Origin of the sequence: Amorphoplanes digitatis, from assembly GCF_014205335.1 — a bacterium.
Classification (GTDB): Bacteria; Actinomycetota; Actinomycetes; order Mycobacteriales; family Micromonosporaceae; genus Actinoplanes; species Actinoplanes digitatus.
In genome coordinates this window covers 1,498,201-1,510,822 of record NZ_JACHNH010000001.1, presented here as the reverse complement: position 1 = coordinate 1,510,822, position 12,622 = coordinate 1,498,201, and the positions used below count along the sequence as shown (strand labels likewise).

Below are 12,622 nucleotides of genomic sequence, written 5' to 3'. Positions count from 1 at the left end.
CCGACCTTCCGGGACGCCTACCTCACCTCACTCGCCGAGGTGGGCGTCCCGGCCCGGCGGCGCGCGTGGAGCGCACAGGCCGTGGTGCAAGTCGACCGGATCCCAGGTGCTTTTCGGTGGTAGCCGCGGGTCGCGGCGCTGCTTCTCTCATGTCCGCGGCCCGTGGCCCGAAGGATCGGCGCAACCCCGTTGCACCGATCGGGAGGCACACCATAGGCAGAATTCACCGGCTCGCCGTCGCCCTGGTGACGGCGGTGGTCGTAGCGCAGGGCATGGTCATTGGCCCGGCCGCCGCGGACGAGGACACCGACGTCACCAGCGCCGGCACGCGCGGGGCGCCGTTTCGGCCGTCGCTCGGCCGGAAGTCCGGGCTGGTGACCAACTCGTATGCCTACCGCAACCCGAGGGACCGGAACGCGCGGCGCTCGGCGGTGTGGGAGGTGACCGCGGGCTCGCTCTTCGCCGCGGGCGACAGCGGCGACACCGGCAAGATCGATGACGGCGCGCCGGGTCGGCGCTCGGACCGGTTCACCGGCTCGGCGGTGTTCCGGATGAACACCCGGCGGGCCGACTTCGGCGACGTCGAGGTGGCGTTCGACCTGAACATCGCGGGGCAGGGCTCGACCTCGTACACGCCGGCGATCAGCTACGACGGCGTGCACATCTGGCTGCGCCACCGGACGCAGTACCACCTGTACGCGGTCAGCGTCGCCCGCCGCGACGGCAAGGTCCTGATCAAGAAGAAGTGCCCGGGCGGACCGAGCAACGGCGGGACGTACTACGTGCTGGGCGCCCAGGTGCCCGGCTACCCGATCTTGCGAAACACCTGGCGGCCGGTGTCGGCGACGGTGCGGAACAACCCCGACGGCTCGGTCACCGTCGCCGGGTTCATCGACGGTGAGCCGGTCGTCAGCGCGGTGGACACCGGGGTCGGCTGCGCACCGATCACGCAGGTGGCGGCAGTGGGCATTCGGGGCGACAACACGCGCTTCCGTTTCGCCGACTTCACCGTCACCCAGCTGCAGTGACCTGGATCACCATCTTTTGCAACCTACCGGGACTCGTCCGGCCCCGCCCCACGCCCGATCTTCGGTCTGTCAGCACCGGCGACTCGAAGGGACTCACATTGAGGTTCGGATCTGCGCGGACGGGCGCACGCCGCCTCGGCGTCGGTGTGCTCGCCGGAGCGCTGGCCGTCGCGGCCGTCGGCATCCCCCAGACGGCGAACGCGGAGCCCACCACGGCGAACGCGGATCCCACCACCGGTCCTACGGCCACCGAGCCGACGTCCTTCGTGGCGATGCGGGTCATGCCGCTCGGCGACTCGATCACGCTGGGCACCGGCACGCCGGCCCGCGACGGGTACCGCAAGGGCCTGGCGCACCGCCTGCTCCTCGGCGGCATGCAGATCAACTTCGTGGGTTCGCAGTCGAACGGCAGCGGCTCCGACCCGCAGCACGAGGGCCACGGCGGCTACAACATCGACGAGCTCGCCGCCGAGGCGGACGACTGGCTCGCGCAGGCGCGCCCCGACGTCGTCCTGCTGCACGCCGGCACCAACAGCATCAAGGAGGGCGTCGGCGCCCGCGCCACCGCCGCCAAGCTCTCCGCGCTGATCGACCAGGTCCGTGCCGCGCGGCCGGAGGCGTACATATTCGTCGCGCAGATCACCGCCTCCCGGGTGTCGAAGGAACGCGCCGACGGGCGCGCCTACAACGAGCTCATCCCTGGGCTGGTCGCGAAGAAGAACGACCCGAAGATCACGGTCGTTGACCAGTCCTCGGTCGGCGGCATCGACCTGCACGACCTGCGCCACCCGAACGCCTTCGGCTACTCGAAGATGGCCTACAACTGGTACGCGTCGATGGCCAAGGTGTTCCAGCTCGCCGGCGGCGGGGGACGCAACCCGTACAAGGCCAAGTCGTCCTACCGGTGCCTGGCCGTCGAGACCGTCGTACACGGCGACAAGCGCCACGCGACCGAGTGCCGCACGTGGAAGCTGCGCACCGTCACGACGAAGGTCGGCGGCGTGCGGCGGCAGGTTCGCGCCTGGCAGACGCTGCGCACGGTCAAGCAGAGCTACCGCGTGGAGGTCGGCGGCAGGACGCAGACGCGTACCCGGCTGGTGAAGAAGTGGACCGGTCCGCGCAACCTGCTCAAGGGCTAGGCAGAACAAGCGGCAGGGGTGGCCCGACGGGCCACCCCTGCCTTCTTTGGGTCGGTGTTACTTAGGGTCGGTGTTACTTCGCCTTGACGGTCTTGGTGGCCGTCACCGCGCTCGTGAGGATGCCACGTGCGGAGTTACCCACGACCTGGGCCCGGAAGCTGTAAGTCTTGCCGGACTTGGCCGTGAAGGACTTGGTGAAGGTGCCGGACGAGTTCAGGATGCCCGTGCCCGCCGTCACCCACTTCGTGCCGTCCAACCGGAAGATCTTGGCCGACAGGCCGCGGACCTTCGGGTTACCGGTGACAACGACCTTGACAGAGCCCTTGCTCGGAGAGGTCGCCGACAGGCTCGGGTTCTCCTTGACATTGACCCTGACCGTGGACGACGTCAGGTCGCCGTCGGTGGTCTTGAAGTACATGCCGTCCATGTTGATAACCGGCTTGAACGTGTAGGCGCCACCCGCACCGGCCGTCGCGGTGTTGATCTCCGTGAAGTCGCCCGCGGCGGAATCGACGGTCCGGCCCCACAGCGTGACCTCCGCGCCCTCATCCGAAGCCGTTCCGGTGAGGGTGACCGAGCCGGCACCGAGCCGCGTGGCGGTGGTGCTCGTCAGCGTGAGCGTGCCCGGCGTCTGGGTGCCGCTGGCCTCGATCGTGATGACGCCCGGGGTCACCGTCGCGGTACCGTCGACGCCGTTGCCGGTCACGAGGATCGTCTCGGCCGGCTCGTTGGCTTCGTCGGCGAGCAGATCGACGTCGGTGATGTGCAGGACCGAATTGCTCAGCGTGTTCCACGGGATGTTGATGGTCCCCGCACCCGGGTTGTCGAAGTCGTTCACGCTGGCGGCCCGGCTGCCGTTCGACGAACCGCCCGCGAACGTCAACCTGACGTTCGTGGCAGGAACGCTAGCGTCGGCCTGGCGCGTGCCGGTCACCGTGCCGGTCACCGAGACGGTCTCGCCCTCCGCACCCGAGACGTCGTTGACCGCGAAGTTCGGCACCTTGTCGTCGTTCTGCAAGGTGATCTTGGCCGTCTTGGGAGTCGCAGCCGTCGCAAGGAAGGCGTTGTTGACGGTCGGCGTGGCCACCAGGTTGATGATCTCGTCGGTTTCGTTGATCAGGTCACCGTTGACCAGCAGCACCGGGTAGGCGCTCGTCTCCCCTGCGGGGATGACGATTCCCGTCGCGTTCAGCAACGAATAGTCGTTACCGCCAGGACCGGCCAGCGCGGTGCTGTTGGCGGTGCTACCCGCGCCGACGGTGACGTTGAAGGTGATCGGCATGTCGGTACCGTTGCTCAGCATGACCGGCGTGAGCCAGGCGGCGGCGTCATTGCCCTCCGCTTGCGACTTGTCCGCGAAGATCAGTGTCGGCGCCGCGTCGTCATCGAGGATCGTGATAATCCGGGTGGTACCGGGGTCACTCAGGTCGATGAAGGCTTCGCTGCCGGGCGGCGCGCTCAACGTCAGCTTGAACGTCTCGCCGTCGGTCGGCGCCGAGACGCCGGCGGTGCTGGCCTCGTCGATCGTGTCACCGATGATCTCCACGGTGAAGGTCTGCGTGGTCACACCCGGCGCGAAGGTCAGAACGCCGGACTTGGTCACGAAGTCCGTGCCGGGAATCGCGGGCTTGAGCCCGACGCCGTCCGCGTCGGCAGACCAGGCGATCTTGACGGTCTGGGTAGAGGCGGCACTCAGCGTGGCGGTGAAGGTGGCCGCCGTCCGGCCCGAGTCGCCCTCGGTGACCGTGGTGGGCTCAATCTTGACCTTGGGAGCATCCTTACCCGTAGTGATCAAGCCGGCCACGCTGGAATTGGCCGCATCGATCGTGGTGTTCTGCGGGTTCGTCAGTTGAATCTTGAAGTTCTCATTTTCCTCGAAAATGTTGTCCTTGGTCGTCTGGATGGCGATGGAGCCCGCGGTCTGCCCTGCCGGGATCGTCACCGTACGATTCGCCGGGTAGACGAAGTCGGTACCCGCCGTGGCCACCGGGGTAAGGCCACCCCCAGGCGCCACCGACTCCCAGTCGACCTTGACTTCCTTCTCGGAGGCAGGAGTGAGAGTCACGGGAATGGTGAGCGTGTCACCCTCAGCTACGGAGCCTCCGCCGGTGACCTTCACCTCTGATGTCACGTTCGCATCATTGATGCTTACCGTGACCGCGCCCGCAGCGGCGTTCGTGGGCTGAACGAGACCCGCGGAGCTGCTGGTCACGTTGAAGGTCTCCACGGCGGCCGAGTCGGTGATGCCATCCGCGATGATGGTCACGTTCGTCGAGGCAGTCAAACTGCCGGCCGGAACGGTCAACGGAAAGCTCGTCAACCCTACGTAGTCGTATCCAGCCCTCGCCGTGCCATTGGTCGTGCTCAGGAGGATGGTGGTGGCGGTGCTCGACTTCTTGGTCAGGGTCGCCGTGATCGCCGTCGTCCCTGCGGCCTCGCCGACCGGGTTCGGCAGTGCGGACAGCGCATAGGTAGGCGGCGTGGTCTCGGCGTCCACGATGGTTCCGGTCGCCGAGCCATGGTCGACACCGCCGGTGACGGAGTCCGCGGCCGTGATGATGACCGTCTCGTTCCCGCCCTCGTAGGTGAGGTCGGCGAGCGGCGTGATCACGATGGTCGCACTACCAGCAGCAGCCACCGTGGCCGGCACTGCAGGCGCGGCGGTGAAGTCTGTGACCGGTGTTGCCGTACCACCCAGGGTGACGTTAGCCGCGTTGGCACCGGTGTTGACGATCGTGAAAGTGAGGGTGCCTTGGCCCTCCGTGACACTGGAGGGTGCCACGGTGACGGAAACCGTTCCGTTGGCGTCGGCCATCGCGGGTGACGGCACCAGGGCGGTCGACACGAGACCGAGGATTCCGGCGGTCGCGGCTGCAAGGACCGCCCTGGCCGGTTTGTGGCCATGCAGCGTGAACGGTACCGAGCCGCTCTTGGCTGCATGGGCTGGTTGATAGCGCATGTGTTTTTCTGTCTCCTTCGGCGGCTGGGCCGCCTCCCGCTCCGGGAGGTCCCTGGCTTTGCGTCCCCGCCTTTCGACGGGTTTGCCTTTCTCGGTGCCGCACGCGACGGCTGGTGGTGCACCCGGACTTTTCGGCCGGTCGGCGCGGGCATCCATCGCGGGGACAAAGCTCGCATTGGGGAGCTGCGCCGTCCGTACTGTAACCAGCGAATTGCCGGACTGTTGGTGAATTGGACTTTTAGGCCGCATAGCCCCGACGGCGCGGTCTTGTGGTGATTTACTACTTACACGATCACGGGGCGACAAGCGCCCAAACTGCGGAAACAGGCCCAAGCGCGTAGGCGCTCATCAATCTTGACAGTGAAAAGTATCCGCTGGTAACTTCTGACGCATGGCCGGTTATCACCACGGGAATCTGCGCGACGCGATCCTCGCCGGCGCCGTCTCCGTGATTGCCTGCGACGGCGTCGCCGCGCTCAGCCTGCGCGCTCTCGCCGCCGACATCGGCGTCAGCCACACCGCTTTCCGGCGCCATTTCGGCAGCCGCGAGGGCGTGCTCAATACGCTCGCCGTGCAAGGCAATCTGATGCTCGCCGAGCAACTGAGCGGCGCCGCGGCAGTCGGCGGATTTATTGACGTCGGAGTCGCTTATGTCCGGTTCGCCCTCGCGAATCCCGGTCACTTCGCCGTGATGTTTCGCTCCGACCTGCTCGATAACGACGATCCGGAGCTAATTTCCGCGCGCGCGGAGTCTTTGGCGCCCCTGCGCGACGGCGTGCGCGCACTCGGCGCCGCCGACCCCACCGCCGCCGAGGTCGCCGCGTGGGGCGTCGTGCACGGCGTGGCCACGCTCGCCCTCAACGGCTCCTTACAAGCCACCGACGTCGAGGCCCTGGCCCGGCGGGCGCTGTCCCAGTTCAACCCCTTGAGGTAAGGACCCCCGAGATGCTCGACAACGTCCATCAGATCATCGCCGGCGTCGTGCTGCTGTCGGTCGTCGGCATCGCCTACGGCGGCACGTTCCTGCTGAAAGTGACCCGCGGCAGCGTGCCCGCCAACGAGCTACAGCAGCGCTTCTTCCGGGCCGGCCACGCGCACGCCGGCGTGCTGGTCATCCTCGGCCTGCTCGTCCTGCAACTCACCCAGCTCAACGACGTCGCACCGCTCTGGCAGGCGCTCTCACTCGGCGTGCTGGCCGCCGCGATCCTCATGCCCGGCGGCTTCTTCCTCTCCGTGGCCGGCCGCGACCCCCAGCGCCCCAACCGGTTCATCGCCCTGCTCTGGACCGGCGCCGGCCTGCTCGTCACCGGCCTGGCCGCGGCGGGCACCGGCCTCATCGCCGCCGGCACCGGCTGACGCGATGCCGGCGCCGGCTGACGCGCCGGCCCGCCGGCGGATCAGCGGCAGCCAGGCGAGCAGAACGGCCAGCGCGAGCGCCGCGAGGAACGGCAGCCGCCACCACCGCGTGAGCACCGGCGATGGCGGCGGCTGCGCGGCGGAGACCCACGGCCGCGCGGTCTTCGACCACGCCACGAACGCGTCGCCGATCGGCAGCACCCCGGCGGCATAGCGTTTGGACCACGGCGTCGACACGGGTACGCCCAGCAACTCCCCGTAGTTCGCGAGCGCACCGGCCAGCTGCCGGTCACCCGCGACGGCCGCCGCGCCCAGCGTCACCGCGGTCGCCGACAGGCTCACCCCGAGCGGCAGCGGCCCCGAGTCCACGTCGGCCGGGCCGTCGGTGCCCACCGGGTACTCCCGGACCGCCGGGCCCAGGCGCAGCGGCTGCACCACGAACAGCGAGCGGAAGCGCAGGTACTGCGCCCGCGCGAACGCCGGGTCGATGTCGACCAGGAAGCGCTGGATGATGCTCTGCGAGGTGCCCCGGGCCACCGAGGTCGGCGCGCCGGTCACCGGGTCGACGGTGTGCGGCAGCAGGCCCGTCGCCGGGTCGAGCCGTTGCCGGACGCCAGTCAGCCAGCGTGCGACCGTGCCGGCGTACCGGGGCGGCAGGAGCTTGTCGTGCAGGCGCAGCGAGGCGATCGCGACAGTGGAGTCGACCGGCCAGGCCTGGCCGGGATAGGCCGCGAGGTACGGCGTGGGTGACGCGTCGAAGGCCGCCGCCAGCTCCGCCGACGACGCCTCGAAGTCGCGGCGCAGCGCCGGGTCGGGCCGCAGCGAGAGCACGCCGCCGCGCAGCCAGTTGGTCCAGCCCTGGTAGAAGACGCCGTATGCCGGGGTCAGCGAGGCGCTGAACGGCTCGCGCCCGGCCGGCGTCTCGAGCCGGGACAGGGCCCAGCGCGCCTCGGCCACCTGCCCGCGCTCGACCTGGGCGAGGCCGTACAGCGCGTACAGGAAGAGGTAGCCCTCGGGGAACATCCCCTGCGCCTGTTCGGCGGCGCCGTCGTCCAGCTCGGCGCGCAGGAACGCGAGCTGCCCGCGTACCCCTGTGCGGTCCGCCGGGGTGACCAGGCGACCGGCCGCCAGCAGGGCGATCAGGGTGACCACGACGGCGAGGATTCTGCGGGACATGGAGTTCATTGTTAACGGATTCTTATGGCAGGGTTAGGCATTGCGCCGCCGGGCTGCGCTCCTCGGAGGATTCCCGCTACGCTCTGCCATCGACCAGCCACAACGGACGGAGACAGGTGACGTTGCGCAGGGCGTATGTGCCGGCTCACGCGCCGAGGCCGCGGCGGGGGATCCGCAGCACCCGATCGCTCACGCTGATCATCACGGCGGCGGCGACGGCGATGGCGACGACCCTCGTGCCCGTGTTCGCGGGCGACGACGACGGCCTGACGCTGCGCCCGGTCGCCGACACCACCGTCAGCCAGGTGCCGCAGGACGGCGACAACGCCGTCAAGACGACGCTGGCGAGCTGCCCGTCCCTGTGCGACGGCAACCCGAGGGGCCGCCGCGACGCGACCCTCCAGTTCGCCGTCGACCGGCTGCCGGACAACGCCGTCAACGTGCGAGCGAAGCTGAGGGTGTACGCGTGGCAGGACTTCGCCGCCCGCGTGCTGGCCCGGACCGTTCCGGGCGACCTGAGCGCCGCGAGCAGCCCGGACAAGCTCGCGGCCGCCGCCTTCGGCGGGCCGGCCGTGGACCGGGTCACGAAAGGCTTCAACGAGTTCGACGTCTCCGGCTCGGTGCGGCGCAACGGCACCTACACGTTCGCGCTCTCCCAGGAGAGCCTCAACACCCGGATCTACTGGGCGTCGCGGGAGAACTCGAAGGAGGGCCTGCACCCGGAGCTGGTCCTGTCCTACGAGACGCGGACCAAGCCGTCGGCGACGACGACCGGCGCGCCGGTCACCGCCCTGCCACCGCCGCCGACGACCCGGCCGACCACGCCGCCCACGACGACCGCGCCCGCCAAGTCGCCGACGACGACCAAGACGGCGACGCCCGCGCCGGCCAGCAAGCCCCCGGTCACGACCGCCGCGCCCAACGGCTGGCGGCTGGTCTGGGGCGACGAGTTCGACTCCGGCACCCTCGACAGGACGAAGTGGAACCTGCGCGGCGCCGAGGGCCGCAGCATCGACCTCGGCTGCAACGTCGACCACCCGCAGAACACGTTCGTCGGCGACGGGAAGCTGACGCTGCGCGCGCTGAAGGAGGCGTCGTACTGCAGCTCGCAGACCCGGCAGTACACCCAGTCCTACCTGGACACGATGGGCAAGGCCTCGTTCACGTACGGCCGGTTCGAGATCCGGGCCAAGTCGCCGAACAAGCCAGAGACCTCCACCGGCCTGTGGCCGGCGTTCTGGCTGCGGCCCGACGACGGCGGCAACGGCGAGATCGACGTCACGGAGCTGCCCGGCGGCGCCGACTGGTACTCCAGGTCGACCGCGGCCATCTTCTGGGACTACAGCCCGGTCAAGCAGGACACCCGGATCGCCGTTCCCGGCGGCGGCTACCCGGCCGACGGCTACCACACGTACGCCACGGAGTGGGACGCCAAGGCGCTGAAGTGGTACATCGACGGCAAGCTGGTCTGGACCCGGGACCGGACCACGACGCCCTGGTACGACAAGGCGTTCAACAAGCCCTACAACCTGCGGCTGAACTTCCAGGTCGGCGGCTGGCTGGGCGACCCGGACGCGAGCACCCGGTTCCCGGCGGACTTCGTCGTCGACTACGTCCGGGTCTATCAACGCTGACGCCCGCCCTTCCCCTATCGTCTAGGCCGTGTCGAGCGAGACGAGACGGGCGTCGATCCCCGGGCAGCGAAAGCCCTCGGACCCATTGGTCACCGAGGCCGACCCGCGCGAGCGGCAGGACGGTCTCGGCTGGGTCACCCGGGCCATCTTCGGCGACCCCGGCGTCCGCGTCGCGGTCGGCGACGACCCGGCCGCCACCGTGCGGTACGCGGTCATCCCGTCCCTCGACGACGCCCGCTTCCTGCTCCCGCTGGCGTCCCGCAAGGTGACGGCGGCGTCGCTGCTCGCCTACAACGCGCTGCGCCCGCCCAAGGTGCGCGCCGGTCGGGCCGCGGTCGGCCTCCTCGCCCGCGCCGGCGCGCTCGGCCTGACCCGCGCGCCGATCCTCTCCGTGTACGCCGACGCGCCAGGGCTGCTGCTCGCCGGCTTCCTCGCCGCCGAACTCGGCGAGCCGGAGCTGCACGCGGCCATCGGGATCCGGCCGCCGGACCCGCACCACAAGCCGACCCTCCAGCTCTTCGACGGCGGCGGGCGCCCACGGGGGTACGCGAAGATCGGCTGGAACGACGGCACCCGGGCGATGGTCCGCGCGGAGGCCGCCACCCTCGCCGACCTGCCGGTGGGCAACGGTTTTCCGCCCGCGCCGAAGCTGATGCTGCACACCCGGTGGAACGGGCGCGAGATCGCCGTCATCGCGCCGATGCCGCGCCGCGTGCGCCGCATCCGCCGGCCCGGCACCCCGCGCCTCGCGGCGATGCTGGCCGTCGCCCGGCGCGGCGGCCCGCCCGCGCCACCGCGCCCGGCGCGCGACCTCGTCGCGGGCTGGCTCGGCCGGGCCGAAGGCGGCGACCCGCGCATCCACGCCGTCATCGGCCGGCTGGACCCGGACCTGGAGCTCGAGTTCGGCGACTGGCACGGCGACTGGGTGCCGTGGAACATGGCCCGGCACGGTCGCCGCCTGCTGGTCTGGGACTGGGAGAACAGCGCACCCGGAGTGCCGGTCGGCTTCGACCTGGCACACCAGGCGTTCCAGACCGCCCTGTCGACGCACGGGCGGCCCGCGGCCGAGTGCGCGACGGCCGTCGACGAGGCGCTGCGCCGGCACGGCCCGGCGCTGGGCCTTGACGCGACCCGGCAGCGGTTCGTCGCCGACGCCTACCTGGTCGAGCTCTGGCTGCGCACCTACGAGCTGTCGGGCGGCGGCGCGGGCTGGAACCCGAAACTCCACCCCGCCCTGCTCGACGTCCTCGACCGGCGGCAGAACGCGAGGGCGGCAGCTTGACGACGCTACTAGTCTCGTGACATGTTGCTTCAGGACAAGAGGCAACGGCGTTGACCTCGACGGTTGCTGTCGCATGGTCAGGGCTAGCGGCAGGGATCGACTGGTACTTGAGGGTCGAGCAGCCGCACGATTCGGTCGAATTGCACCTTGAGCGGTTGACCGGCGATCACTACGTCCCGGTCGTGGTCGCGAGCCCTGGCCAGGCGCTTGTTTCCGAGGAGCCCTTTCCGTTCGAGCTGGAAATAGCCTCCCTGTTGCGTCGCCGGCGCCGGGACTGACGTACGCGCACCCGTCGGGTGCGCGTACCCGAGTCAACAGCGCCAGAGGCGCGGGCCCTCGTTCTCGTTGTCGTCGCGGCTGAAGGTCATCGCCTGCCCCACGACCAGCCCGGCGTCGGACACGTCCTGTGCTCTGCTGGTCTGACCGCGGGGCACCTCGAGCTCGAAGGCGGCACCGTCACGCAGCAGCGAGCCGTCGACGACGACCCAGCCCGAGGCGTTGATCGCGGTTCCCGGACCCGGCTCCTTCTTCAGCTTCCCTTCGTCCTTGATCGGAATGGTCAGCTCGCCGGTCTCGAGATTCCACAGGCCCGGGATCGTGGACGGCCACAGACCGCCCGTCGCCCATTCACCCCGCGCCGCGTAGAGCGCGCCGACCTGGCCGGCCGGGACCTTCAGCGCGTGGCCCCTGCCCTGCTGATCCCAGACGTACGGGGTGGTGGCCGCGCCGTTCTTGTACATCGCGCCAACGATCGTGCCGTCGTCGGTGATGTCGTGTGCGCTGGCCTCGATCGGCACCGGCAGCCTGACCGCGGTGGTCGTGCCGGCCTTCCAGAGCAGGATGATGCTGTCCTTGCCCTCGATGTTGGCGCTCGGCTCCGCGTTGATGACGACGTCCCCCGCCGCGTTGATCGACGGGTACGGGTAGACGCGCCAGCTTCCCGGCGGCGTACGCAGCCTCGTGTACGCGCCGTTCTCGTAGCGGAAGACGTACTCCTGCCGTCCGTCCTCCACGAGGCCGACCACGACACCACTGGCGTTTACGGCGTTCGCCTGCACCGACTTGCCGGGTACCGGCAGCGCCTGCGGCCGCCCGTTGGTCCAGAGGATCGGCCGGAAGTCCTGTTTGACGGTGTCGTTGCCGACGATGTACCGGCCGGTCGGGTCCACCGCGACGGCCGTGGCGTCGGTCATGCCGGGCGGCACCGGCAGCTTCGTCATCCGGCACCGGCCGGGCCGGGCGATGGCCGCGGCGGGCGCCGAGGAGGCGGTGGGGGTCGCGTCCGCCTGCACCACCGGCGGCGATTCCGTCCGGTGGACGATCAGCGGCACCGCCAGCAGCACACCGGCGACCAGCGCCGTACTACCCGTCGCCTGCGCCGTGCGGCGGCGAAAGGCGCGGCGGCGCCCGGCGCGGACCAGCGCGTCCATCTCCAAGCGGCTCGGCGGCACGTCGACCGCCGCGAGCCGGTCCCGCAGTTGATCCTCGTTCATGACCTGTTCCTCGCTGTCTCTGCCGTCGCAACCGGATGCCCCGCGTCCAGCGCCGTGCGCAGCGCGGCGAGACCCCGCGAGCACTGGCTCTTGACGTTGCCCGTCGAGCACCCGAGGGCTTCCGCGGTCGCCTCGACCGACAGGTCGCCGAAGTAGCGCAACACCACGACCGCCCGTTGCCCCTTGGGCAGCGACCGCAGCGCCGTCACCAGTTCGTCCCGAACCTCGGTGCCGTGATCGGCGGAGGCGGCGAGGTCCGGGACGCGGTCGCCGAGCAGCACCTTCGACCAGCTGCGGCGTCGTTCGTCGAGATAACGCCGCACCATGATCCGGTGCACGTACCCGTCGAGGTTGTCCGCGACGGAGGCGCGCTTCCAGCTCACGTAGAGCGCCGTGAGCGTCGCCTGCACGATGTCGTCCGCCTGAAACGTGTCGGCGCAGAGTAGGTACGCCGTGCGATGCAGGCGGGGCAGCCGCACCGTCACGTAGTCGACGTACTCCCGTTCAAGGTCGGGCCGCATCCTGCTCCCTTCTCACCCGTTGTCGTCTTCCTGT

At 70.0% G+C, this 12,622-nt stretch carries 9 protein-coding genes and 1 riboswitch; of the genes, 5 read left to right on the top strand and 4 right to left on the bottom strand.

All coding sequences use genetic code 11. From position 1 onward, the window contains the following. Nucleotides 1–254: 254 nt before the first annotated feature. The gene (locus BJ971_RS06940; RefSeq protein WP_184990863.1) at nt 255–1,028 is read left to right on the top strand and encodes a hypothetical protein; all 774 of its coding nucleotides are present in this window, start codon (nt 255–257) and stop codon (nt 1,026–1,028) included. 98 nt (nt 1,029–1,126) lie between these two features. Beyond that, nucleotides 1,127–2,167: an SGNH/GDSL hydrolase family protein gene (locus BJ971_RS06935; protein WP_184990861.1), complete on the top strand. Its 1,041-nt coding sequence runs from the start codon at nt 1,127–1,129 to the stop codon at nt 2,165–2,167. 73 nt (nt 2,168–2,240) lie between these two features. On the opposite strand, the gene BJ971_RS06930 is transcribed toward BJ971_RS06935, so the two are convergent. Further along, nucleotides 2,241–5,126 (bottom strand): beta strand repeat-containing protein, encoded by a 2,886-nt coding sequence (locus BJ971_RS06930; RefSeq protein ID WP_184990859.1) that lies wholly within the window; start codon nt 5,124–5,126, stop codon nt 2,241–2,243. Nucleotides 5,127–5,142: 16 nt separating this feature from the next. Beyond that, nucleotides 5,143–5,223, bottom strand: a riboswitch (cyclic di-GMP riboswitch). Nucleotides 5,224–5,517: 294 nt separating this feature from the next. Between BJ971_RS06930 and BJ971_RS06925 the strand changes: the two genes are divergently transcribed. After that, complete coding sequence (locus BJ971_RS06925) at nt 5,518–6,060, top strand: TetR/AcrR family transcriptional regulator (protein WP_184990858.1); 543 nt, start codon at nt 5,518–5,520, stop codon at nt 6,058–6,060. Between the two features lie 245 nt (nt 6,061–6,305). On the opposite strand, the gene BJ971_RS40485 is transcribed toward BJ971_RS06925, so the two are convergent. Next, nucleotides 6,306–7,658, bottom strand: a complete 1,353-nt coding sequence (locus tag BJ971_RS40485) for a hypothetical protein (RefSeq protein WP_203709694.1) — start codon at nt 7,656–7,658, stop codon at nt 6,306–6,308. A 116-nt stretch (nt 7,659–7,774) separates the two neighbouring features. Here BJ971_RS40485 and BJ971_RS06915 point away from each other — a divergent pair, with 116 nt between their 5' ends. After that, complete coding sequence (locus BJ971_RS06915) at nt 7,775–9,292, top strand: glycoside hydrolase family 16 protein (RefSeq protein WP_184990856.1); 1,518 nt, start codon at nt 7,775–7,777, stop codon at nt 9,290–9,292. Nucleotides 9,293–9,377: 85 nt separating this feature from the next. Next, nucleotides 9,378–10,574 (top strand): hypothetical protein, encoded by a 1,197-nt coding sequence (locus BJ971_RS06910; RefSeq protein WP_184998696.1) that lies wholly within the window; start codon nt 9,378–9,380, stop codon nt 10,572–10,574. 311 nt (nt 10,575–10,885) lie between these two features. On the opposite strand, the gene BJ971_RS06905 is transcribed toward BJ971_RS06910, so the two are convergent. Continuing rightward, nucleotides 10,886–12,067 carry a hypothetical protein gene (locus BJ971_RS06905; RefSeq protein ID WP_184990855.1) on the bottom strand — a complete coding sequence of 394 codons (1,182 nt, stop codon included), beginning with the start codon at nt 12,065–12,067 and terminating at the stop codon, nt 10,886–10,888. Beyond that, nucleotides 12,064–12,588, bottom strand: coding sequence for a SigE family RNA polymerase sigma factor (locus tag BJ971_RS06900; protein ID WP_184990854.1), 525 nt, complete (start codon nt 12,586–12,588; stop codon nt 12,064–12,066). The genes BJ971_RS06905 and BJ971_RS06900 overlap by 4 nt, the downstream gene beginning before the upstream one ends. Nucleotides 12,589–12,622 lie beyond the last annotated feature (34 nt).